The organism is Rhodonellum sp. (assembly GCF_030656585.1).
Lineage (GTDB): Bacteria > Bacteroidota > Bacteroidia > Cytophagales > Cyclobacteriaceae > Rhodonellum > Rhodonellum psychrophilum.
The window spans coordinates 145,150-169,721 of record NZ_JAUSPP010000061.1 but is presented as its reverse complement, the minus strand read 5'-3'; the positions used below and the strand labels follow the sequence as shown (position 1 = coordinate 169,721).

The following is a 24,572-nucleotide window of genomic DNA, read 5'->3' as shown; positions in this document are numbered from 1 at the left end:
TTGTACACATCGGATTACCGCAAAGTGTCCAACACTTTTTTGACATGCTCCACAGCCAAAAGAATGTCATTTTCGGTGGTTTGCATGCCCAAACTAAATCTAATTGAACTTCTCGCCAAATCTCCGTCCAGACCCATCGCGTTCAAAACATGAGAGGGTTTTGGTGAAATGGTGGAACATGCCGATCCAGAACTCACCGCAATTTCTTTGTTCACCAGCCTGAGCAACTCCTCGCCTTCCACTCCTTCAAATGCAATGTTGGCAACATGTGCCAATCGGTTTTCCTGATCTCCGTTCAATTTTGTGCCGGGCAAATCAAGCAGTTTTTTTTCGAGAAGATTCCTGAGGTTTTTCAAACGGACGTTTTCACTTTCCATCACTTTCAGTCGGATTTCAGCAGCTTTTCCAAATCCGACAATTGCCGGGACATTGAGCGTCCCACTCCGAAAACCCTTTTCATGACCTCCCCCCAGTATTTGACCAATTGGCTTGGGTTGATGGTGGTTGTGTCTGATGTATAAAGCCCCGATTCCTTTCGGACCGTAAAGTTTATGTGCGGAAATGGCCATCAGATGCAGATCTAAAACACTGACTGGAACCTTTCCGGCAGCTTGAACTGCATCCGTAAAAAGAATAAGATCCTTCTGTTTTGCCAGTTGCTTTATTTCTTCCATCGGAAAGATATTTCCGGTTTCATTGTTTGCCCACATCAAAGCAATCATTTTGGTATGGGGAAGTATTGCCTTTTCCAATAGATGCATTTCCAATTTTCCTAATCCATCAACAGCCAAATAAGTTACTTCTGCTCCATTTTTTTCCAAGGATTGGAAAGTGTCCAAAGTGGCTTTGTGTTCGGTTTGGCAGGTAATAAAATGCTGTTTTTCTCCTCGATAGTAATCCGATATCCCCTTAATTCCCAAATGAATAGCTTCTGTTGCACCTGAGGTAAAAATGATTTCTTTGGATTTTGCCCCGATTAGTTCCGCGACTTTGGATCTGGCGGTTTCCACTGCATCTTCGGCCATCCATCCATAAGCGTGGTTTTTACTGGCAGCATTTCCGAAATGGGTTCCAAACCAAGGCAACATTGCTTCAATTACCTCTTCATCACAGGGTGTCGTGGCATTGTAATCAAAATAAATGGGATATTTCATAGAATACGAAAGCAGCGGATTTCTGGATTTAAAATCCTTCTAATCCAAAATTAATGGATTGGTCCAAGCAGGCAAACTTTTGAACAAGAAATTAAAAACATATTCCGTCCGAAAATCATCCTACGCGAAAGACCAATATTTCTCCTAGAAAAATCCCTGATGATCAAATCTATCCAGTACTGTTTGTGATTTGGTATTTTTTTTGTCGATTTTTGAGGAGGATAAATTACCTGCCTTTATAATCATTTTCTACCCAGTCACATTATGGTCAAATTACTCTCACTGTTTTCAATGATGACCGTTCTCATTTACAGCGCATACCTTGTATTGAACAATGATGCGCTCCAAGAAAGTGTCAAAAGAGGAGAAACTGTATATGCCAACCAATGTGCAAGTTGCCACATGTCGGCGGGCGAAGGGATTGGCGGTGTATTTCCTCCTTTGGCCAAATCAGATTTTCTAATGGAGGATCGTGAAAGGTCCATTTTGGTTTTGTTGAAGGGACTGAATGAAAAAATAACCGTCAACGGAAAAGAATACAGCATTCCTATGGCAGCACAGGATTATCTTTCGGACCAACAAATCTCGGACGTTTTGAATTTCGTTAGAAATTCCTGGGGAAATGAGGGGAAAATAATTTTATCAGAAGAGGTGACAAATCTACGGAATAAGGAAATTATCAAATAGAGAGTTATGCAAGAATCTTGGAAATTTGACACGTCAGGCAGTGAAAAAATTGATGACTTAAAAGACACGATCACTGAAACGCTTTCAAATAATGTGCTGGAGATGGGTATTTTTCTTTCTTATTATTATAAAAAAGAAGGAGCCGTGGTGGAAAATGTAAAACAGATAGGCAACATTGAACTTACCGACAGTCTCAAAGGAAAACTAACAGTTGGCTTTGATTTGATCTACTTCAATGCCTGCCTGAATATCAATGAGCAGGGTAAAGAAAAAATGGATATTGAGTTTGAGTTTGACAAAGATATTCGAGAGTTAAAACTGATTGGCCCCTATTGGCCTGAAAGAGGAATGGATGAGATTTAACGTGTGTTATGGATTCCCAATTCCATTTTAACCCATAAAATTATAATTAATCATAAAAAGAGCCCATCTATCTGCATAAATGGGCTCTTTTTTTTTATTTCAATTCAATCACCAAGGGAATTTAAGTCATCCTCAATTCCAGATTGATTTCCGAAAATTCCTGTTGCTCGACAAAAGGTTGACTTCTCAACCTTTTTCCTGTCGCTTTGAAGATGGCATTGGCGATGGCTCCACCGGTGGGCGGTAAAGCAGGCTCGCCCAATCCTGTTGGATCAATCCCGTTTTGGACAAAATGCACTTCGATTTCAGGCACCTCTTTCATCCTGATCAGTCTATAACTGTCAAAATTCTTTTGTTTGGGCACCCCATTTTCAAAGGTCAGATTGCTGAACATCGCATGTCCCATGCCATCCACAATACCGCCGCGGACCTGTTGGTCTGCACCGGTTGGATTGACAACGATACCGCAGTCGGTCACGGCATAGATCTTTTTCAGCACTGGATTTCCTTTGTTTATCTCCACATCTGCTACCTGGGCTACATAAGATCTATGGGAATAATATACACTGAAACCCTGATGGAGATTTCCATTTTTGCCCCAGTTGGATTTTTCTGCTGCCAATTCGATGACGCCAATCATTCTGTCTACGTCGTATTTGATTTCTCCAATCGGAGATTTTTTCGCTCTTTCCAATAATTCCAGCCTGAATTTCACAGGGTCTTTTTTTGCTGCAAAGGCAACTTCATCCAAAAATGCCTGTTCTGCATAAGCCAGGAAGTTCGTGATTGGTGCTCTCCAGGGATTTGTCGTAATGGGAGATTTGTGTTCCACCGATTCTATCAATAGATTGTCCACGGACCCTGAAGGGAAATTGTCTTGTCTTGTACTGTTTCCGGCATTGATCCCTGCACCCCTTAACTTGTACCCAATCATGTTTCCTTGTTCATCCAAGGCTGCTTCAAAGCGGTAACGAACTGCCGGGCGGTATGCGCCGCCTGTCATGTCGTCTTCCCTGCTCCAAGTCACTTTTACCGGAGCCTTCATCATCTTGGACAATTCCACGGCCTCTACAACAAAATCCGCTCTCAATCGTCTCCCAAATCCACCTCCCAATCGGGTAAGTTCCACGCTGATATTTTCAGGTGGAATTCCCAATAATTCCGCGGTTTCACTTCTTGCCCTGTCGGGAGTTTGCGTAGGCCCAACCAATTCGACTTTGTCCGCACGGACATCCGCAAAAAAGTTCATGGGTTCCATTGGCGTATGGGATAAGAACGGACATTGGTATTCGCTTTTGATGACCTGCGCAGCATTTTTGAAAGCCAAATCCACATTCCCATCCTTTCTCATGACCTGGGCTTCTTTGCCATCCAGCAATTCCTGGAAAATCCTGTCATGATCCGAGGAACTTTCCACGCTCCCATCAGCCTCATACTCAATTTTCAGTAGTTTTCTTGCCTGTATCAAAGGCCATGTGGAATTCCCGACCACGGCCACATTGTTTTTAAAAGTGACCACATCCACAATTCCCTTCACACCCTTCGCCGCTACGTCGTTGACGGACTTCAATTTCATCCCAAATGGTGGTCGCTGGATCATGGCGTGAAGCATGCCTTCTCTGTAAAAATCCAAACCAAATAGTGGCTTGCCGGTAAACATCGCTTGGTTATCCACATTTTTTACCGGAGTTCCGATAATCTTAAAATCTTTTATGTCCTTCAAAGTAATTTCTTCCGGAGCAGTCAACAAGGATGCTTCCGTTGCTACTTCCCCATAAGTCAGTTTTTTGCCACTGTCTTTATGGAAGATTACACCCTTCTCTGTGGTCAGTGAATTTGCCGGAACTTCTAATTTTGCAGCTGCGGCTGCGACCAACATGTGTCTTGCCGTCGCTCCGGCTTTTCGAAGTCTTTCCCAAGAATGCGGCATGGCACCACTTCCACCGGTGACTTGCCTTTCATAGTTTTCGGTATCCAAAAAAGCCTGAACCACCCTTACATCTTTCCAATCGGCATCCAATTCCTCTGCTACTATCATCGGAAAGGAAGTTTTGATATTTTGTCCCAATTCTGGATTGGGAGAATAAATGACAATGTGTCCCTCCGGTGAAATGGAAAGGTAACTGTTGAATCCCAATGCTTTGGACAGGATTTCCGCTGTGCTCAACACCTTCATTTTGGGGGAGTCACAACTTGACAAATTGAAACCGATAAACAATCCTCCGCCAGCCATGGCTGCGATCTTGAGGAAATCCCTTCTATTCGTTTTGGTTAGATTTGCCATTTTTATTTAAGTTTTGATGAGGCCAGTGCCACTGCTTCCCGGATCCTATGATAGGTTCCGCAGCGACAAATATTTCTGTTCATTCCATTTTCAATCTCTTCTGTGGATGGTTTTGGGTTCTTTTTCAAGAGTGCCGCCGCAACCATGATTTGGCCGGCTTGACAATAGCCACATTGGGCAACATCCACTTCGTTCCAAGCTTCTTGAACGGGATGGTTACCTTCCTCTGAAAGCCCTTCAATGGTGGTGACTTTATCCGACCCGATCGAAGAAACAGGAAGCATACAGGAGGTAACAGCTTCTCCATTTATATGTACCATGCAGGCACCACATTGGGCTATTCCGCAGGAATATTTAGTTCCTACCAGACCAAGATGATCCCTTAAAACCCAAAGCAAAGGAGTATCTCCCTCGACATCTACAGTGTGGGTTTTTCCGTTTATTTGCAAATTAAAATTCGCCATTGTTTCTCGGTTTTTTGATTTTGACTTTAATTTATGAAAAAATGCGCAGGGGCTGACAGGATAGATTGTATATTTTGATCTAATTTGATAAAGCAAAGAAAAAGAAATTTGAATGGTCGGTGTTTTTGATTTTTTATTGCTTCAAAATGCCAAATAGTTTTATTTACGTACCTGAGCAAAAACAATAATATTCAAAAAATTAAATTCAAAAATGGAATTAATCCAAATTTAATCAACTATTTTTCGAAACTATATATTGATTGTAGTCACCCAATTCCTTCTCTATTCAAGTGATTCACCATGGAATTCAATTTCAATTCAAAGGCGTTACTTACCTTATTTTTATGTTCCATATGCGTACAGACCGTGAATTATTCTTTTTCCCAGAATCCTGTTTTTAAAATATTCGATAATTTTGAAAATGGCTATCCTAGCGGTTTTGGAAAATTTGTAGGGAATATCAAAGTTGCTGCACAAGATTCAAGCTTGGGGATTTCCTCAAGTACAGCCGATCCAAATCCCAATGGGAATGCAATCGATCCCTCTTCGGAGCCCAGTCATAACATCCTGGAATTATTGGAAAGCTTTCGAATTCCATTTCTCCTATTGGGTATTGTGCTCTTGATATGGTCCTACAAGATTTTGAAAACATTGGAAATTTATGAATTCTACAATACAGATAAGGAAGGAGTGATCACCTTCAAGGATGAAAAAGGATTCGAAAAACACAAAGCCAATGCAAAAAAGGGAAAGTTCATGCTGTTTTTTGGTATGGCCATTTTGTTATTTGGCGTTTATTTGTTTTTCTAAACTTGGGATTTGAAATGGATTGTTAACAAAAACAACAATTCTTTTTATCCCCATAAAAACCAAATCTAAACCCTATTAAATGGACACCAAGCGCTTGTATGTACCGCCAGTTTTCATGGATAAATTGGTTCTCAGTTCCCAAAAAAATCCAATGCTTGTTTTATATCCAAAAACTTGACCCTATCTTTAATTTTATTTCAAAAAATCAATCAAACCAAATAACCTATTATGAAAAAAATCAATGTTGCCATCGTGGGAACCGGCTTTATCGGTCCGGCTCACTTGGAAGCTCTACGTCGCCTACCCAATATTGAGGTTACGGCTCTATGTGAAGTAACCCTTGAATTGGCCAAAGAAAAAGCAAATCTTCTGGGGATCCCCAATGCCTATACTTTTGAGGAAATGTTGAAACAGTCGGAAATCGATGTGGTCCATATTTGCACCCCAAATTTCCTTCACTTTCCGCAATCCAAAGCTGCACTTTTGGCTGGAAAGCATGTCATTTGTGAAAAACCTTTGGCCACTAAAATCGAAGAGGCCGAAGAGCTCGTCGCTTTGGCGAAAGATAAAGGTCTCGTCAATGCAGTCCACTTCAATCTGAGATATTATCCGATGGTACGTCAAATGAAGACCATGCGAGAAAGCGGTGAGTTGGGTGATGTTTACAGCATTATGGGTTCTTATCTTCAAGATTGGCTCTTTTTGAATACGGATTACAATTGGAGATTGGAGCCGGACAAATCCGGAGATTCAAGAGCCATCGCGGATATCGGTTCGCATTTGTTGGACATTACCGAATATGTCACCGGTCTGAAAATAACCGAAGTAATGGCGGATTTTTCTACCGTTCACAAGACCAGGTTGAAGCCTCTGAAAGCTGTTGAAAGCTTTTCCAATAAAAAACTTCAGGCATCAGACTATGAAGAAGTTCCGATCAGCACCGAAGACCATGCTTCTGTTTTGCTTCGTTTTGACAATGGAAACAAAGGCTCCGTCACGGTAAGCCAAATCAATGCAGGTCGTAAAAACAGGCTGAATATTGAAATCGCGGGTTCAAAGGCAAACTTTGAATGGTGCTCTGAAAAGCCCAATGAAATGTGGATCGGAAAAAGAGAAACGGCCAATCATCAATTGATGAAAGATCCTTCCCTTTTCTCCAAAGAAGCAGCTCAATTGATTAGTTTCCCAGGTGGTCACAATGAAGGATTCCCGGACACCTCCAAACAGATGTTCAAAGAAGTTTATGCAGCAATAAGAGAAGGAAGGCAACCGGAAGCACCAAGTTTCCCAGCCTTCTTGGATGGGCAAAGGGAATTGTTGATTTGTGAAAGAATCATCGAAAGCCATAGAAAACAAGCTTGGGTGAAAATATAACAAAACCATTCGCCTCCAAACCAATGTTGCATTTAAGAGTTAATTAAATCGAACAAATCAAATCAAACTCAATCCAATATGAAAAAAACAACTTTTGGAAAATCTGGTCTATTGACCGTCTTATTATCGGTGTTTTCTCTTATGGCCTTTGCCCAGGAAGAAAAACCAAGTCCGGCCAAAACTGCCACAGGCGAAATCAATGGCGCCAGTATCACTATCAATTACTCCAGCCCGGCTGTGAAGGGTAGAACGATATGGGGAGATTTGGTTCCCATGGGCGAAATTTGGAGAGCTGGGGCAAATGATGCCACCACTTTTGAAACCAGCAAAGCCATCAAGGTTCAAGGCCAAAGCCTACCTGCTGGAACCTATAGTTTTTTCATTATTCCTGGAGAATATGAATCAACTTTTGTCTTCAACAAAGAAGCCAAACAATGGGGTGCTTACAAATATGACCAAAGCAAAGACGCTTTAAGAGTGAAAGTTCCTTCAGGACAGGGCTCTTCAATGGAAGAAAGATTGGTTTACGAAGTTAATTCTGGTGGTTTTGAAATCAGATGGGAATACGGAAAGGCTTCTGCTAAAATAGAGTAGTAAAAACAAAAACTAAAAAATACCACTGGTTCTGAAATTTAATTTTCATGGATCAGTGGTATTTTTTTTACCTTTGAGGCTAAATTTTATTGACTTGAAATTCGATCCTTACAAAATTGATTTACCGGTTCTGGAAATTCTTCCAGAGTTGAAACAAAAATTAGCACAACACAACACCTTGATTGTCCATGCCCCTCCGGGCGCTGGAAAAAGCACGCTTTTGCCATTGGCTTTGCTTGAAGAGCAATTTTTGGCCGGGAAAAAGATATTGATGCTCGAACCAAGAAGACTAGCCGCCAAGACAATTGCTTTTAGGATGGCGGAGCTTTTGGAAGAAAAAATCGGGCAAACCGTAGGGTATCGAATAAGATTCGAAAGCCAGGTCACTTCCTCGACCAAACTTGAAGTCCTCACTGAGGGGATACTCACCAGGATGCTCCACCAAGACAATGCTTTGGAAAATGTAGGCATGGTGATTTTTGACGAATTCCATGAGAGAAATATCCATGCAGATGTAGCCATGGCCCTTTGCCGGGAGGCACAGCAAGTGCTCAGACCTGATTTGAGGATATTGGTGATGTCGGCTACTTTGGATATGCCACAGCTTTCTGCTCTTTTAAATGCCCCAGTAATATCCAGTGAAGGGAGATTGTTTCCCGTTGAAGTCCATTATTCCGGGGATATCGACCCTTGGTTGATGCCGGAAATGGTTTCAAAAACCATCATTCAAGCCTCAAAATCAAATTTGGGAGATATTCTGGTTTTTTTGCCCGGTCAGGGAGAAATCAAAAAGACGGAGAGTATCTTAAGAAAGCAGCTGCCGAATTTTTCCATTCATCCACTTTATGGTCAACTCTCCCCTACTGCCCAATTCCAAGCCATCATGCCCAATAGAAATGGGAAAAGAAAGGTGGTTTTGGCGACGTCTATTGCTGAAACAAGTTTGACCATAGAGGGAATTACCATTGTGGTGGACTCCGGATTTGGGCGAACCTCTAAATTTGACCCGAAGTCAGGGCTTTCGAGATTGGAAACTGTTAGGATAGCGAAAGATTCTGCTGACCAAAGAGCTGGTCGCGCGGGAAGGCTTTCCCCTGGGGTTTGTTTTAGGCTTTGGTCCAAGGCCACCCAAGGGACCATGGCCAATTTTAGGACTCCTGAAATCCTAGATGCTGACCTTGCTTTTTTGGTGTTGGACATGGTGCTGTGGGGAATCAAAGACATCAAGGATCTAACTTGGTTGACTCCACCTCCGGCGGGAATGCTGGCGCAGGCTTTTGATATTCTTCACCAGCTGGGTGCTTTGGAGGAAAATAGGATTACAGCCCATGGAAAGAAAATCCATTCCATACCTTCCCATCCACGGATTGCCCACATGCTGGTCATTGCAGAAGAAGAAGGGAAAACTGCACTCGCTACGGACATTGCGGCATTGCTGGAAGAAAGAGATCCTTTGGATCCAGAAACCGGCATCGACATCAACCTGAGAATCGAAGCCTTGCGAAGGGCGAGAAAGGAAAATCTTTCTGTCAAGGGTTTGAATAAAATTGAAAAAGTGGCAGCTAACTATCGGAGAATGTTCAGGGTAGATGTTGAAAATTCAGCTTTTGATCCCTACGAAACAGGTCTGCTGATTGCCAATGCCTATCCGGAACGGATTGCATTTGCGAGGCCCGGTAATAATGCCCAATATCAATTGGCGAACGGGAAATTGGCAATGTTCGGTCACAAGGATGATTTGGCCCACGAGCCATGGCTAGCCATTTCCCACATCGATGCACGTGAGGGAATGGGGAAAATATTCTTGGGCTCTCCACTGAATCCAAGGGATTTGGCACCAATGGTTAAGGAAAAAAAAGTGGTCCTCTGGGATGCGAAAAAAGGAGGCCTGGTCGCGTCAAAGGATTTGAGGATCGGAAGTATTGTCCTAAAATCTACCCCCATTCAAAATATCCCCGAAGAACAAATGATCGATGCGGCATCGAAATTTATCAGTTTGGAAGGCAAACAGCATCTGGAATTTTCCGATTCATTCCTGCAGCTGCAAAATCGTGTGCACAGTTTGAAGGTTTGGAGAAAGGATGATAATTGGCCGGATTGGAGCTTGTCTTATTTACTCCAGACCAATAAGGAATGGTTGGGACCCTATTTGATCGGCGTTAGGAAAATAGAAGATTTGAAAAAATTGGACTTGGAGAAAATCCTCTTCCACAGTCTGACATCGGAGCAGCAAAATTCATTGGACCGTTTGGCACCCAAAAAGATTCTAGTCCCAAGTGGTAGCAGCATTACGCTCCAATACCAGGCAGACGGAGCGAACCCAGTGTTGGCTGTTCGACTCCAGGAAGTTTTCGGCTGGATGGAAACACCACGGATCAATGGAGGAGAAATTCCATTGTTATTGCATTTACTTTCCCCGGGACACAAGCCTGTACAGGTGACCTCAGATTTAAAAAGTTTTTGGATGAACACTTATTTTGAAGTAAAAAAAGAGATGAAAAGAAGATATCCCAAGCATTCTTGGCCTGAAAATCCGCTAGAGGCCCAAGCGGTAAAAGGTGTGAAAAAAAGAACGACGGTTTAGCTAAATCAAAAGCTACCGATTTTTAAAGTTTGACAACAATCAGAATCCAATTTTTAGTAGCAAAATCGTTTTCAAATGTTGATTGTAAAGAAATTGAATCGAAAATGGTTAAATATGAAAAGCTGTTATTCGGATCAAAGATTATCCAAATAATCGAGAAGATTTAAAAAACTGGCTAAGGTAAAAGGCGTTTCCTGTTTTTCTTCAAGTTTTTCCAGATAAAAAGTCTTCACATTTTGGTATTCAGCGGGATTGTAGAGTTTACTGAGGGTGACACCTCGAGCAGACCTGTAAGTAAAATTCTGACTTACTTTGCTGAAATCCGCGGCATCGTTAAACAGTCGCTCCATATTTAAAGGATTTGAATATTCATCAAGCCATTTGAATCCCTCTTTTACCAAAAAATGTTCTGCTTCTTTGATCACCGCATTGATTTCCAATTCATTCTCGACCAAAAACCTTCTCGGAATGGACTTATTGATGGAATCCACTGTTTCGACCAAGGTAATACTCCGATCTTGGTAATCCCCGGATGAGGGCAAAAATTGATTGATGATTACCTCAACGATATCAAACCGGATTCCAAGGTGATACTCCAAATAGCTGACTTCCGGTTGTTGTGTATGGTGGAAAAAAATAATCTGCTTCCCTTGAGGAATTTTCTTGATAAAATGAAAAATCTCCTGGTCTAGACTGAAACCAAAATCTTCCAAGAAATCTTCATGAAGAGATATCATTTCTTTGATTTCCATACACTTATAACTTTTACTTGTGAATTTTGTTGCCTATTCTGACTCAAATAATTCTTTCATGTCCATTCGTATTTTTTCAATTTCCTGCTTTTTGATGATGTATTCATCATCTTCCTTTGAAATGTTATTCTCGAAATGACTCCAATGCTTCTCGATTTTTTTGATCACCCGAGGCGTCAGATCAAATTCAGTGTAATCCAGATATTCTTTAGCCAAGGCAGAGGCTTTGAAATTTCCAAAAAGATAAATTCTTAAAATATCCACGAATTTTGACCCTAGGTCGAAACCTTCAAGCGCTTGGACGAAAGCCCCGTTCTTGTTTTTGTAAGCAGTATCATGTATCAATTCTAGCAAAGGCTCTAGAGCTTTCTCATTGTTTTCTGTTTTGCTCAATGCCCTAGCGGCGAGAATGGCACTGTCCATGTCCTCCCCCTTCAATATCCTTATCAATTCGTCCACGACCTCCTCGGTACCGATTTTGGCCAACTTGTCCGCATATTCAAAAGATTCATCCTCGTTTTTGTCACACATTTTGCCAAACAGGTTGGCTATTTTATTTTCCATTGTTTATTCTTTAGTCACTTGATCAAATTTAAGGTTAATTTTACTTTAAATCATGGAATTTTTATGAGAAGAGAAATATTTGATAAAAATTTGATTGAGAAATTCTTGGTATTTATGCAGTCCCGAAATTTTGAAGTCCTCTTTGAGGCTAAAAAAAACCAGCTCGTTTATTATTCAGAATCTGAGGCTTTGATGAAACTTAGATTGCCCTTGGATTTGGAATTTGATCCTGAAAAGAATCAAACCAATCTCCTGGATTTCAAGCATTATGTTTTGGTACTCATACGATCCGGGATCGCGGCGGTTGGCTATTTTGAGAATTTTATAAATACGGATCATAAAGTATTCAGGGCTTACATGGTCCGGAAAAAGCAAGGAAAAAGTCAGATCAAATACCTGAAAACCAAAGGCAAATCAAGGGCTGGCTCCAGGGTTAGGCTGAGTGAGACGCTTGAGTTTTTTGAAGAAATCAATATTCGGCTTTCCTCCTATTTCAAGGATTTTAGGGTTGATCAAATCGGAATAACCTGCTCTGAAACCCTTATGCCTTACTTATTTGGAAGCAAAGAGGAAACACCTTTTGATAAAAAAGATCCACGGATTTTTAAAATCCCAAAGCACATCCAAAATCCAACCTATGAGGAATTGTTGAAAACAAATGATTTTCTGCTCAGTGCGGAAATTAAATACAATGACAAAGGAGAAGAATTGTGGAAGGATTTTTTGGCCTCGGTGGATGAAAAAAACGAAAAAATAAGTCCTGAAGACAATTGGTGAATTTAAATGCCAAATTTGGAATAATTATTGAACCTTAAGAAAATCAATCAAATACATGCCTGTGCACTACAGATACATCACCCTGGTTTTATTTCTTATACTTGTTTCGGGATCCTCCGTTTTGGCTCAACGATACGGAACTTCTGCTGGATTGAGGTTGGGAAGCAATGATCTTAGCAGGACCGTTGGGATTTCCGTCCAACAACGGGTCCTCAAAAATGTCACTGTGGAAGGAATAATCCAGTCGGATTTTAGCAGGAATTCCGGAATGCACATATTACTGGAAAAGCATCATCCCATTATTTCCAAAAGATTCAATTACTACTATGGAGGCGGCTTTTCTCTTGGCAGGGAGGAAAGTTTTATCAAGAACCGGGATACGAAAGAAATCACCCAAACCTACGGCAATGCCACCACGGGAATTGACCTGATAGGAGGCATAGAAATGACTATTGCCGGCACCAACATTTCGATTGATTACAAGCCGAACTTCAACATGGCTGGAAGGGAAGAATTTTTTAGGGGACAAGTTGGAATCTCTGCAAGAATGGTTTTGGTGAAGGGAAGGGAGCAAGACAAAAAATGGAGAAAAAAAGCAAGGGATAAAAAGCGAAAGAATAGAAAGAGCAAAGCTCCCCTATTTGAAAACCTTAAAGAGAAATTCAAAAGAAATTGATCATCCATATATTTTTATAGGCCTTTGGTCAAATAGTCATCGATTCTTATCAGGATTATTATTATTATCATAAATTGTTTTCATCAAAAAGACATTCTATGAAAAAAACCAGATTTTACTTATTGGGGCTCCTATTATTTTTTAATGGAGTCGCCTGGGCACAAGAAAAAAACGTCCTTCAACAATTGGAAGAAATTGCCATTGTGGACCAAAAGGTAATGATGCCCATGAGAGATGGCGTTCGGTTGTCTACCGATATTTATCGACCAAAAACGGACCAACCAGTCCCAATCATTTTTTCTCGCACACCTTACAATTTCAATTCCTATCGAGATGGAGAACTCGTCACCAGAACGCTACAGACAGCACTGGAGGCTGTTGAAAAAGGGTATGCCTATGTGGTCCAAAACGAAAGAGGAAGATTTTTTTCCGAAGGGGAATGGGAAATCTTGGGTGCACCGCTGACCGATGGCTACGATGCATTTACCTGGATGGCCGATCAAGCTTGGAGCAATGGGAAAATCGGAACGATTGGTTGTTCTTCGACTGCTGAATGGCAAATGGCCGTTGCTTCATTGGATCATCCTGCGCATGCAGCCATGGTTCCACAAGCTTTTGGCGCTGGTGTCGGAAGAATTGGTGATTACCACGAACAAGGCAATTGGTATCGCGGTGGAGCGGGACAAATGCTGTTTACCGCTTGGCTGTATGGGACACAACATGACCCAATGGCCCCAAAACTTGCCGAGGGTATTTCCCAAGAAGATTTATTGAGATTGCAGCGTTTTTATGACATGGCGCCAAGGTATCCGCGCGTGGATTGGAAAGAAGGTCTGAGTCATCTTCCGGTCCAGGACATCATCAAAAATGTGAATGGTCCCAAAGGTCTCTACGAAGAGATGATCACCAGAAAACCCAATGATCCAAAATGGTTTGAAGGTGGCTTGTACCATGATGATATGCCTTTCAACAAACCTAGTTACTGGTTTGTATCTTGGTATGATGTGTCATCCAGCCCAAATTTGGCACTTTTCAACCATGTAAGGGAAAATGCCAAAGACCAGGCGATGAGAGACAACCAATATTTGGTGATTGCCCCTACCCTACATTGCGCTTTTACTCGGGCAACTGAAAACACTGTCGTCGGTGAAAGAAGCATGGGAGATGCAAGACTTCCTTACAATGATATGACCTACGCTTGGTTTGACCATTGGTTAAAAGGCGAAGAAGGGAATTTGAAAGCCGAATTGCCCCGTGTCACCTATTTCACCATGGGGTCCAATAAATGGCAAACATCTGACACTTGGCCACCAAAAGAAGCCGAAATGGTCACCTACTTCTTGGACAGTAAGGGGAAGGCGAATTCAAGAATGGGAGATGGTGTCTTGACTACAAAAAAGGCAAGAAAAGACAATCCAGACACCTTCCAATATGATCCCATGGATCCTGTAACTTCATACGGGGGAAATGTTTGCTGTACTGGCAATGCCGTCCAAGGTGGTTCATTTGACCAACAAGAAATGGAAATGAGGGAAGATATTTTGGTCTATACTTCCGAACCCTTTGAAGAGGGCGTCGAAATAAGTGGTTTTATCGAATCAAAATTGTTCCTTTCCACCGATGTAAAGGACACAGACTTGACCATCAAAATCATTGATGTCTATCCTGATGGGAAAGCATATAACCTTGACGAAACCATCCAAAGGGTAAGATACCGGGAAGGTTATGAAAAAGAAGTCTTTATGGAAAAAGGAAAAGTCTATGAAGTGAATTTGACACCGATGTCCACATCCAATTATTTCGAAAAAGGACACCGCGTCAGAATCGAGGTTTCCAGCTCAAATTTCCCGAGATTTGACAGAAACATGAATACGGGAGGAAATAATTATGACGAGACAGAAGCTGTGGTGGCAACCAACAACATCCACCACTCCAGCAAATACCCAAGTAGCATTTCTCTTCCTATCATGAAAAAATAAACATGAAAATGCCCTTAACTCTTCAGTTAAGGGCATTTAAATTACCAAATGTGAATTATGGATTTTTCTTAAAATAAATCCATCTGTTCATCATCCTCCTTTTTTATCTTCATCTCAACGGTCGTTCCTACTTCCAAATCATCACTTTCTTTGTCTGGATTTTCACTGCTGTTTTCTGGCTCTTCCTCCTTCACAGATTCCAGTAAAGTCAATTCCTTGATTGGGAAACTGGAAAGTCTATTGCCAAGGGCTTTCCAACCTTTGACATCGATCAACATGTCCAAATCATACTCGTGCTCTTCAGTCTCATTCCCTTTTTCAAGGATGGCTTTCACCTGAGGTTGTTTTTCTGTGGAGATGATTTTGAGTTTGGATTGCTTGTGGTCTGATATGAAGTGGAATTTTTTATTGAGTGTAGTGGTCTCGATTTGAAAGCGTTTGACATAATAGGTCTTGCTGGCTCCATCAAAATAGACAGCTGAAACTACTTTCTTTAAGTTGAATTTTTCAATCAACAACACTTCGGATGCTTCATACCTATTGGTGACCTCAAAGGTGGTCAATTCATATTCTCCATTTTTGTAGAAAACGAGGATCCGATCGTCCCCAAGAAAATTCCCAATCAATTTGCCTCTTTGGTCCGTATTCAGTCTGCCCACGGAAGAATCGTAGTACACATTCAATCCTCCAAGTGTGGAAACACCTTCCATTTTCCACTGAATTTTTCTCACAGGATAGCGGGTCAAAATATTCCCTCCCGCACTCCTGCCTTTTATTTCTATCGTACTGAAATCAAAGTCGAATACTTTTACCCTTGCTTTTGCTCCTTGTGTAAGATAAACCGTCACAATCTCCGCTTCTCCATTCGGATTGGGCGTCAAATACATGATTTTGGAGCCTTTGGTTCCTTTGGTAAGATCATATTCCCGATCGCGGGTCACCGCCAAAACCTGAAAACGTTTGACCATCGATTTGCCTGAACCTCCATCCAGATAAATCAAATTGTAAACCATGCGCTCATCACCTTTCCTGAAAATCGCGACATGGATGATGTCTTTTCCAAGGAAACCTTTTTCCTGTATTTTGGAAACCACACATTTGCCATCCCTACGGATCACGATCACATCGTCAAGGTCAGAACAATCACAGACGAACTCATCTTTTTTCAAGCCATAGCCGACAAAACCATCGGCTTTATTCACATAAAGCTTGGCATTATTGGCGGCCACAAAAGTCGCTTGGATGGTGTCAAAGGTTCTTATTTCCGTTTTCCTCTCTCTTCCTTTTCCGTATTTTGCAATAAGGTTTTGATAATAATTGACGGCATATTCAGTCAGGTGCTTCAAGTTGTAATTGACCTCTTTCAATTCTTCCTCTAGCTTGCGCATCAATTCATCAGCCTTGAAAGCATCGAATTTTGAAATCCTCTTGATTCTTATCTCTGTCAATCGGACAATGTCCTCTGTGGTGATCTCTCTGTAAAAATTTGGTTTGAAAGGTTCAAGTCCCTTGTCGATCGTTTGGATAACAGATTCCCATGTTTCGCACTCCTCTATGTCGCGATAGATCCTGTTTTCGATGAATATTTTTTCCAGTGAAGAAAAAAGCAATTTTTCCAGCAACTCTCCTTTTCGGATTTCCAACTCCCTTTTCAGGAGAGCTTTGGTTTGCTTGGTGTTGTACTCCAAGATTTTGTTGACACTCAAAAACACCGGTCTGTCTTCGATGATCACACAGGCATTTGGAGAGATGCTCACTTCACAGTCCGTGAAGGCATACAAGGCATCAATGGTCATGTCTGGGGATTGACCCGGTGCCAATTGGATCTGGATTTCTACATCCTTCGCCGTATTGTCAACCACTTTTTTGATTTTGATCTTTCCCTTATCATTTGCTTTGATGATGGATTCAATCAAAGTATTGGTTGTAACACCAAAGGGTATATCCTTGATCAACAGAGTTTTATTATCCCCTTCTTCGATCCTGGCGCGAACCTTAATCCGGCCACCGCGAAGTCCTTCATTGTATTCCGTGAAATCCGCGAGTCCTCCGGTTGGGAAATCCGGTTGGATATTTGTTTTTTCTCCTTTCAGGATTTGGATGGATCCCTCGATCAATTCAATGAAGTTATGTGGTAGGATTTTGGTGGAAAGACCTACTGCGATCCCTTCAACTCCCTGCGCCAATAAAAGCGGGAATTTTACCGGAAGTGTGACCGGTTCTTTCTTTCTTCCATCATAAGAAAGCTGCCAGTCTGTCGTTTGTGCATTGAAGACTACTTCAAGGGCAAATTTGGAAAGCCTTGCTTCTATGTAACGGGAAGCCGCTGCACCATCACCAGTTCTGATATCTCCCCAGTTTCCTTGGGTTTCTATCAAAAGTTCCTTTTGACCTAGGTTGACAATCGCATCCCCGATCGATGCGTCACCATGGGGATGGTATTGCATCGATTGGCCAATGATGTTGGCCACCTTGTTGAATCGGCCATCATCCATCTCCTTCATTGCGTGGAGAATCCTGCATTGGACCGGTTTAAGACCGTCCTCAATCGCTGGAACGGCCCTTTCCAAGATCACATAAGATGCATAATCCAAAAACCAGTCTTTGTACATTCCGGTTACCGGAATGGATTCATGTAAGGTTCCTTCTGACTCTGGATTGTTAATATTACTATCTTCACTCATTTACAAAATATTGATTTTGGTACACAGAGCGTACAAGTGGGTATTCAAGTTTAATTGTTTAATTACTGAATAAAATCAGCCATCATCAAGTTTACGCAGCTTCAGATTCTTCTTCTTCATCATCCTTTTGGGCTGGATCATCAAAAACAATGTCCTTTTCAATTTTAAGATTCGCAATGATGAAATTCTGCCTGTCGGGTGTGTTTTTGCCCATGTAGAAATTGAGCAATTCACTGATTTTGGTTTCCTTGCTCAGGATAATCGGCTCCAAGCGGATGTCTTCGCCTATAAATCCTCCGAATTCCCCAGGGGAAATCTCTCCCAAACCCTTAAATCTGGTGATTTCAGCATTTTTCCCCAATTTATGGATCGCCCTCTGTCGCTCTTCGTCGGTATAGCAATAGATGGTTTCTTTTTTATTCCTTACCCGGAACAATGGTGTATCGAGAATATACAAATGTCCGTTTTTGACCAAGTCTGGGAAAAACTGAAGGAAATAGGTCATGATCAGCAGCCTGATATGCATCCCATCCACGTCGGCATCGGTGGCGATTACAATTTTCCTGTATCTAAGGTTTTCTATACCATCCTCTATATTCAGTGCATGTTGAAGAAGATTGAATTCTTCGTTTTCATAAACCACCTTTTTGGTCATCCCATAGCAATTGAGCGGTTTTCCCCTCAGGGAAAATACTGCCTGCGTCTGGACATTTCGGGATTTGGTAATTGATCCTGAGGCAGAATCTCCTTCGGTCAAGAAAAGCATGGTTTGGTTTTTCAATTCCTCATCCGCCTTCGGATCATCATAATGAGCCCTGCAATCCCTTAGTTTTTTATTATGAAGGTTTGCTTTTTTAGCCCTTTCATTGGCCAATTTCTTGATGCCGGATATTTCCTTTCTTTCGCGCTCCGATTGCAGAATCCGTTTCAACAAAGCATCTGCAACCGCCGGGTTTTTGTGCAGGTAATTGTCAAGTTCGGTTTTGATGAAATCGTTGACAAAGGTTCTGAGTGTCGGTCCGTCCGGGCCGATGGTCTGGGAACCCAATTTAGTTTTGGTCTGGGATTCAAAAACCGGCTCCACTACCCTTACGGCGATGGCTGCTACGACTCCTTGCCTGATATCGGATGCATCATAGTCTTTTTTATAAAACTCGCGAATGGTCTTTACCAAAGCTTCCCTGAATGCCGCAAGGTGTGTACCCCCTTGTGTTGTATATTGTCCATTCACGAAGGAATAGTATTCCTCTCCGTATTGGTTGGAATGGGTAAGGGCAAGTTCGATGTCATTTCCTTTGAGGTGAATAACCGGATACCGAATGGAATCCTCGTCCACTTTTCTCATCAAAAGATCATAAAGTCCTTTTTCCGAGAAAAACTTCTTGCCATTATAATTGATGGTCAATCCTGCATTTAGGAAAGCGTAATTCCAGATTTGGTTTTCCAGGTATTCAGGAATGAAATGGTAATTCTTGAAAACAGTGGGATCCGGTGTAAAGATGATTTTGGTACCATTTCTTTCGGAGGTCTTGTCGATGGGTTTTTCCATGGTCAAATTTCCGGTTTCAAATTCCGCTACTTTGGTTTCTCCGTCACGATAAGATTGTACTTTGAAATAACCGGAAAGGGCATTGACGGCTTTTGTACCAACTCCATTCAGACCAACGGATTTTTGAAATGCTCCAGAATCGTATTTTCCTCCGGTATTGATCTTGGACACACAGTCGATCACTTTCCCAAGGGGAATCCCACGACCATAATCCCTAACTTCCACTTTGTGGTCAGAGATTTTGATTTCAATGGTGCGCCCATATCCCATCATGTGCTCATCGATACTATTATCCAGAATCTCTTTGACCAAAACATAGATACCATCGTCCTGAGCACTCCCATCCCCAAGTTTTCCGATATACATCCCAGGTCTCATCCGGATGTGTTCTCTCCAATCAAGGGACTTAATGCTGTCTTCGGTATATTGAAAGTTTTCTGCCATTTATTGAAATTGATTTATAAAGTCTTGATAATTATTTAACTTGGACTGATTTGAATTTTTCCAATAAAATCCAAAACAAGGCGATGATCCAAACTACAAAAAATACGGGTATCAGATAAAAGAAAAAGCTGAATTCTGACATGCTGATTTCATTTTGGTGGTTGAGGCTTTTGATAAAAAGCAGCATAATGGCCAAACAAACATTGATGATTCCAGCGAAACTATATATCCAAATCAGCATCCGATCCCTTGCAGGATCTCCGACTGGAAACAATCTTTTGATGTTTTTTGTGCTTTGGTTCTCCACCATTTTGCCAGGAAAAATGATCAAAACGTTTAGGACCACAAAAAAAATGATCCCGGTATAGAAGAAACTTTCCTTGGAAACTTGTTTTAAAACAGTCCCTTGGTCGTCTATCGCATAGGCCACTTGTTCTGAAAGGGAAGCATAAATGAATAAGAAAGAGAAAATAAATAACAGTACCGAGAAGAAATGAAATACTTTACCGAATCGAAAATGCATGTTTGATTAAATTTAAGCCGCTAATATAAAGATTTAAGATTATAGAAATGCGAAACTGTTTTTTCCTTTATTTAGTTTTTATTTAGGATGCAATCATCAAAAACCCAAATACCTGATATCCAATGAACCTTAGTCCTGTAGTGATCGCCATTCCCATTTATTTTCTACTGATGGGCATTGAATTGATCGTTTTGCGATTTCAAGAGAACCCAAGTTACCGGCTGAATGACGCGATTACCAACATCAATCTTGGAGTGATGTCTCAAGTAACGGGTGTTTTTATCAAGGTGTTGTCCATTGGCGTATATACTTTGGTTTTTGAAAACTTTGCCCTGATGCAGATCCAGAGCAACATCTGGACTTTCCTGCTTCTTTTTTTCCTCTACGATTTCTGTTATTATTGGGCCCACCGAATGAGCCATGAAATCAATTTGTTTTGGGGCGGACATGTCGTCCACCATTCCAGCGAGGAGTACAATTTATCCGTGGCCTTGAGACAAAGTTCGACGCAAACCCTTTGGACATTTTTCTTTTATCTGCCATTGGCATTGATTGGATTTGATCCCATTTCTTTGGTACTGGTCTCTGGGCTAAACTTGTTGTACCAATTTTGGATTCACACGGAGGCCATTGACAGAATGGGGTTTTTGGAGAAATTCATGAACACTCCATCCCATCATAGGGTGCATCATGGCAGAAACCCCAAATATATCGACAAAAACCACGGAGGAACTTTTATCCTCTTCGATAAATGGTTTGGGACTTTCAAGGAAGAAGAGGAAAGACCGACTTATGGTATTACCACGCCCGTAAAAAGTTGGAATCCAGTCTGGGTAAATATTTCCCACTACTCCAGTATGAAAGAGGAATTGGGCCAAATACACAATTGGAAGGATCGCATCAGATACCTTTTCAAAAAGCCGGGCTGGCTTCCAGATTATTTGGGAGGATATCGAGCGCCTAAGGAAGTAGAACCCAACTACGAAAAATTCAACACCACAATGCCCAACCCACTCAACTATTATGTGTTTTTCCAATATGTTTTGTTGATGGGTTTGACGGCATTCTTTCTTTTCAATTTGGATACATTTGGCATCCTGTCAAAGATCCTGATTTCAGGATTGATCGTATGGAGCACGGTCAGTTTCTCGGGAATATTTGAACAAAGTAAGTGGTACCATGTTCAGGAAGTGCTGAGAATTACAATTTTCTCCCTGTTCATTTGGTACGTTGGCGGTGAAATGCTCTCTGAAAATATAATGTGGATTGTACTTTCCGTTTATGCTTTCGTCTCGTACTTTTGGCTTTGGTTAAATCTAAATACCGTGAAAAAATTTCAGGCCCAAATTCAAAACAATACTCAGAATGCATAAAATTTTGATCTCCGCATTCAGCGTTGCGCTTATTTTCCAATTCACTTCCTGTACATCCAAAGTAGAAGCTGGCAAAATCAATATTGAAAATTGGAAGAATGACAGGTATGGATGCAAAGGGCTTCGCATCCAGGATATCGAAGAATTCAGAAAAATAAAAAATGATTTTTTGGGCATCAACAACCAAGAGTTGATCAAAACCTTTGGGAGACCAGACCGTGTGGAATTGTTTGACAAAAGCCAAAGTTTCTTCTACTATTTTCTGGAACCTTCCAATGAATGTACAGGGGTGGAAAATGAAAAAGAACCCCTAAAGGTTCTTTTTCGAATGAATGCGATCAGTAAAGTCAGCGAGGTGACCATTACCAACCTTAATCCATAAAACACAAAGCTGCGGCACCCAAAGTACCGGCATTGTTGTCCAAGGTGGCTTTTTTCAATTTAAGATCTTTTACATAATATGGGGTCAGATATTGCCTGACAGTTTTGTCCAAAGAAGGCATCATAAATTCCAAACCTGCAGAAATCCCACCTCCAAAATAAACCTCTGTTACATCCAAAATCCTGATGGTGGAAACGATAGCTTCTCCTAGGATTCTTCCAACTTCCTCAAAAACCATCAAGGAAACCTTATTCCCTGCTTTTGCGGTATCCACAAGTAAATGGGTCCCAAGCTCTTTGTTGGTCAAATCATCGCCCGCGAGAACAGGGTAAGCTTGGATCAAACGTTCCAGGATTCTTAAAATCCCATCCCTACCGATCAACTTCTCCAAACCGGCATTTCCGTGCGAAAGCATGTGTCCCATTTCCATGGCATTGCCTCTGGAACCTTTGAATATTTCACCATCCAGAATCAATCCACTGCCAATGCCTGTACCCATGGTAATGAAAAGGAAATTGTCGGATGGATTTTCTTTTCCGTATCTGAATTCACCAAGCGCTGCTGCAGCTGCGTCGTTTTCCAAATAAAATTTTATATCTGGATATTTTTCCAGAAGTCCCTTCTTGAGATTAAAACCGTTGAGTGCCGGTATCGCCGGAATCTCAAGTGTTGTCGTCCTGTTTTTGGAAATCAGCCCTGGAAGTCCAATCCCAACTTTCCTGACTTCGGGATATTTTTTGAGGTATTTTGCCAATCCATTGATAAAACAGGCGTTAAAGCCCTCTGGATTTTCTCTGTACGGGGTCGTGTCTTCTTTGTCGAAGGAAATGATATCTCCCTGGCGGTTTACCAATCCGATTTTTAGATGGGTTCCCCCTACGTCTACTCCCAAAAAATGCTCTTCTTGTTTATTCATGGCTATCTTCAATAGGTTTAAAAGCCTAAAATAGTGAAGAGATTGCTTTACATCCTAAAAAACTTTTATAAAGTATTTGAATTTTTAATTGACAGGGTAAATTCAAGGTTATAGGGATTAAAAAAGCATTGATTTTCAGGTCCTTTTGTGATTTCCGAATGAATTGGTTGACAAAAAACAATTTTGAAGGGTTAATTCCTGAAATTACCTGAAACCGGTACAACAGCTATTTTGCCTGTCGCATTTTCAACTGAAACCTAATAATCGGTTTACACCCATTCGCTTTTCTCAAAAATCAACACAACATCCTGTTTGTAAAACCTAATTTTTTAATATTAAAATATGGTTTATTCACAAAATATCAGCAATTTATTTTGTGAATAAGATAAAAACCGCTATATTAAACTACCTAACACTATGAATTATGAAAATGCACCCCAATGAATTGTTTTTCTATTTCAACCCCAGCAATCCGGTGGACAAGCAAACCCGGGCTTATGCGCAGGTAGTTGCCACCCATATCAATGAAATAAATATGGAAAAGGAAAAAATAACCACCACGGGATGGTTGTCTATACTGGATAAACTGAATCTACGGCCCAAAGATCTTCTGAATCGGGCACATCCGGATTATCAAACCCACATTGCAGGAAAAACCTGGGATGACGAAGGCTGGTTGAATATATTGATCAGATTTTCTTATCTGATCAAGGCGCCCATCGCCATCAAGAAAAATAAAGCGGTATTGTGTATAAGCCCAAACGATGTATTGAAACTGGACTAAACCAGTTCAATCCCTTCGTCTGTGATCTTTATTTTTTTAGCACTGTACAATTGACCTATTGACTGTTTGAAATGTTTTTTACTCATTCCCAACAACTCTTTGATGGCATCAGGGGATGATTTATCGTGAAGGGGCAAGAATTTCTGCACTTTTAAGACTTCCAGGATTTTTTCCGCCCCTTCTTCATACTTTTCCCTTCCAATGGGCTGAATCTGAAGATCCAACTTCCCATCTTCCCTACGTTTTTTGACAAATGCCTTTATTTTTTCACCGACTTCAATCTTCTGAAAAACCTCATTTTTAAAAATCAATCCTTCAAAATTGTTTTCAATCAATGCCTTGAAACCCAAATCTGTTTCGTCAAAAATCCAAGCTTCCACTTCTTGACCAGCCTGAAAACCTTGGGTATCGGTGATGATAAAATCCTCGTATTTGGAGACACCAATCAACCGGTTGGTTTGAAAATCCTTACAAACCCGAACCAGGTAATGGTTTCCCTTTTCCATTGGTTTCGCCATTTCGGCCATTGGCACAAAAAGATCTTTCATCAATCCCCAATCCATGAAGGCTCCGAATTTCGTGATTTCCTTGGCTTCCATGACGGCAAATTCATCCACCAATGCTACTGGTCGGTTGGTGACCGCTACAGGCCTGTCCTCACTGTCTGTGTACACAAACACTTCGATTTCTTGCCCTTCTTTTTCATCCCCTTTCAGGTAACTTTTTGGTAAAAGCAGTTCATCTCCATTGTGAAGCGCCAAGTATGCACCATTTGCCGTGAACCTATTGATCAATAATTGATTGATTTTCCCCAATTCTTCCATGCTACAAAGGTAACTAAATTACTTGAAGTAG

22 protein-coding genes are annotated in these 24,572 nt (G+C 41.2%); 12 read left to right on the top strand and 10 right to left on the bottom strand.

Annotated features, from left to right (window positions below):
* Positions 1-14: 14 nt before the first annotated feature.
* Entirely contained in the window at positions 15-1,154 is a 1,140-nt protein-coding gene (locus Q7J63_RS15605) for a cysteine desulfurase family protein (RefSeq protein WP_019600296.1), read from the bottom strand.
* Between the two features lie 264 nt (positions 1,155-1,418).
* Between Q7J63_RS15605 and Q7J63_RS15600 the strand changes: the two genes are divergently transcribed.
* Both Q7J63_RS15600 and Q7J63_RS15595 read left to right on the top strand, forming a co-directional pair.
* Entirely contained in the window at positions 1,419-1,841 is a 423-nt protein-coding gene (locus Q7J63_RS15600; protein ID WP_304887464.1) for a cytochrome c, read from the top strand.
* Between the two features lie 6 nt (positions 1,842-1,847).
* Complete coding sequence (locus Q7J63_RS15595) at positions 1,848-2,204, top strand: hypothetical protein (protein ID WP_304887462.1); 357 nt, start codon at positions 1,848-1,850, stop codon at positions 2,202-2,204.
* Between the two features lie 121 nt (positions 2,205-2,325).
* Here the strand turns inward: Q7J63_RS15595 and Q7J63_RS15590 are convergent, their stop codons facing one another.
* Both Q7J63_RS15590 and Q7J63_RS15585 read right to left on the bottom strand, forming a co-directional pair.
* Positions 2,326-4,488: a xanthine dehydrogenase family protein molybdopterin-binding subunit gene (locus Q7J63_RS15590; protein ID WP_304887460.1), complete on the bottom strand. Its 2,163-nt coding sequence runs from the start codon at positions 4,486-4,488 to the stop codon at positions 2,326-2,328.
* A gap of 2 nt (positions 4,489-4,490) precedes the next feature.
* Positions 4,491-4,952 (bottom strand): (2Fe-2S)-binding protein, encoded by a 462-nt coding sequence (locus tag Q7J63_RS15585; protein ID WP_019600291.1) that lies wholly within the window; start codon positions 4,950-4,952, stop codon positions 4,491-4,493.
* Positions 4,953-5,318: 366 nt separating this feature from the next.
* Between Q7J63_RS15585 and Q7J63_RS15580 the strand changes: the two genes are divergently transcribed.
* The 4 genes from Q7J63_RS15580 (at position 5,319) to hrpB (ending at position 10,314) form a co-directional block, all read left to right on the top strand.
* The gene (locus Q7J63_RS15580; RefSeq protein WP_304887458.1) at positions 5,319-5,762 is read left to right on the top strand and encodes a hypothetical protein; all 444 of its coding nucleotides are present in this window, start codon (positions 5,319-5,321) and stop codon (positions 5,760-5,762) included.
* A gap of 228 nt (positions 5,763-5,990) precedes the next feature.
* Positions 5,991-7,136 (top strand): Gfo/Idh/MocA family protein, encoded by a 1,146-nt coding sequence (locus Q7J63_RS15575; protein WP_019600289.1) that lies wholly within the window; start codon positions 5,991-5,993, stop codon positions 7,134-7,136.
* A 78-nt stretch (positions 7,137-7,214) separates the two neighbouring features.
* On the top strand, positions 7,215-7,730 hold the full coding sequence (locus Q7J63_RS15570; RefSeq protein WP_026333879.1) for a DUF2911 domain-containing protein: 516 nt from the start codon (positions 7,215-7,217) through the stop codon (positions 7,728-7,730).
* A gap of 94 nt (positions 7,731-7,824) precedes the next feature.
* A complete protein-coding gene (gene hrpB / locus Q7J63_RS15565) occupies positions 7,825-10,314 on the top strand; it encodes an ATP-dependent helicase HrpB (RefSeq protein ID WP_304887455.1) in 2,490 nt (829 codons plus the stop codon).
* Between the two features lie 134 nt (positions 10,315-10,448).
* Here the strand turns inward: hrpB and Q7J63_RS15560 are convergent, their stop codons facing one another.
* Together Q7J63_RS15560 and Q7J63_RS15555 are read right to left on the bottom strand one after the other, a co-directional pair.
* On the bottom strand, positions 10,449-11,066 hold the full coding sequence (locus Q7J63_RS15560; RefSeq protein WP_304887453.1) for a hypothetical protein: 618 nt from the start codon (positions 11,064-11,066) through the stop codon (positions 10,449-10,451).
* A gap of 33 nt (positions 11,067-11,099) precedes the next feature.
* Complete coding sequence (locus Q7J63_RS15555) at positions 11,100-11,630, bottom strand: HEAT repeat domain-containing protein (protein ID WP_304887451.1); 531 nt, start codon at positions 11,628-11,630, stop codon at positions 11,100-11,102.
* A 63-nt stretch (positions 11,631-11,693) separates the two neighbouring features.
* Between Q7J63_RS15555 and Q7J63_RS15550 the strand changes: the two genes are divergently transcribed.
* From Q7J63_RS15550 to Q7J63_RS15540, 3 genes are all read left to right on the top strand, one after another.
* On the top strand, positions 11,694-12,407 hold the full coding sequence (locus Q7J63_RS15550) for a hypothetical protein (protein ID WP_019600284.1): 714 nt from the start codon (positions 11,694-11,696) through the stop codon (positions 12,405-12,407).
* Between the two features lie 55 nt (positions 12,408-12,462).
* Positions 12,463-13,083, top strand: a complete 621-nt coding sequence (locus Q7J63_RS15545) for a hypothetical protein (protein WP_304887449.1) — start codon at positions 12,463-12,465, stop codon at positions 13,081-13,083.
* A 98-nt stretch (positions 13,084-13,181) separates the two neighbouring features.
* Positions 13,182-15,062 carry a CocE/NonD family hydrolase gene (locus Q7J63_RS15540; protein WP_304887447.1) on the top strand — a complete coding sequence of 627 codons (1,881 nt, stop codon included), beginning with the start codon at positions 13,182-13,184 and terminating at the stop codon, positions 15,060-15,062.
* Between the two features lie 68 nt (positions 15,063-15,130).
* On the opposite strand, the gene Q7J63_RS15535 is transcribed toward Q7J63_RS15540, so the two are convergent.
* The 3 genes from Q7J63_RS15535 to Q7J63_RS15525 all read right to left on the bottom strand — a co-directional run bounded on the left by Q7J63_RS15535 (position 15,131) and on the right by Q7J63_RS15525 (position 20,262).
* Complete coding sequence (locus tag Q7J63_RS15535) at positions 15,131-17,746, bottom strand: DNA gyrase/topoisomerase IV subunit A (protein ID WP_304887445.1); 2,616 nt, start codon at positions 17,744-17,746, stop codon at positions 15,131-15,133.
* A 91-nt stretch (positions 17,747-17,837) separates the two neighbouring features.
* On the bottom strand, positions 17,838-19,739 hold the full coding sequence (locus Q7J63_RS15530) for a DNA topoisomerase IV subunit B (protein WP_019600280.1): 1,902 nt from the start codon (positions 19,737-19,739) through the stop codon (positions 17,838-17,840).
* A gap of 31 nt (positions 19,740-19,770) precedes the next feature.
* Positions 19,771-20,262 (bottom strand): hypothetical protein, encoded by a 492-nt coding sequence (locus tag Q7J63_RS15525; protein ID WP_019600279.1) that lies wholly within the window; start codon positions 20,260-20,262, stop codon positions 19,771-19,773.
* Between the two features lie 122 nt (positions 20,263-20,384).
* Here Q7J63_RS15525 and Q7J63_RS15520 point away from each other — a divergent pair, with 122 nt between their 5' ends.
* Both Q7J63_RS15520 and Q7J63_RS15515 read left to right on the top strand, forming a co-directional pair.
* Positions 20,385-21,635: a sterol desaturase family protein gene (locus tag Q7J63_RS15520; protein WP_304887441.1), complete on the top strand. Its 1,251-nt coding sequence runs from the start codon at positions 20,385-20,387 to the stop codon at positions 21,633-21,635.
* Positions 21,628-22,017, top strand: a complete 390-nt coding sequence (locus Q7J63_RS15515; RefSeq protein ID WP_019600277.1) for a hypothetical protein — start codon at positions 21,628-21,630, stop codon at positions 22,015-22,017. Before Q7J63_RS15520 ends, Q7J63_RS15515 begins: the two co-directional genes overlap by 8 nt.
* Here the strand turns inward: Q7J63_RS15515 and Q7J63_RS15510 are convergent.
* Positions 22,007-22,933, bottom strand: a complete 927-nt coding sequence (locus tag Q7J63_RS15510) for an ROK family protein (RefSeq protein WP_019600276.1) — start codon at positions 22,931-22,933, stop codon at positions 22,007-22,009. The two genes, Q7J63_RS15515 and Q7J63_RS15510, sit on opposite strands and share 11 nt — an antisense overlap.
* A 424-nt stretch (positions 22,934-23,357) precedes the next feature.
* Here Q7J63_RS15510 and Q7J63_RS15505 point away from each other — a divergent pair, with 424 nt between their 5' ends.
* Positions 23,358-23,717 carry an arsenate reductase family protein gene (locus tag Q7J63_RS15505; RefSeq protein ID WP_019600275.1) on the top strand — a complete coding sequence of 120 codons (360 nt, stop codon included), beginning with the start codon at positions 23,358-23,360 and terminating at the stop codon, positions 23,715-23,717.
* Here Q7J63_RS15505 and Q7J63_RS15500 read toward each other — a convergent pair.
* Positions 23,714-24,541, bottom strand: a complete 828-nt coding sequence (locus Q7J63_RS15500) for a S1 RNA-binding domain-containing protein (RefSeq protein ID WP_304887438.1) — start codon at positions 24,539-24,541, stop codon at positions 23,714-23,716. The two genes, Q7J63_RS15505 and Q7J63_RS15500, sit on opposite strands and share 4 nt — an antisense overlap.
* Between the last annotated feature and the right edge of the window lie 31 nt (positions 24,542-24,572).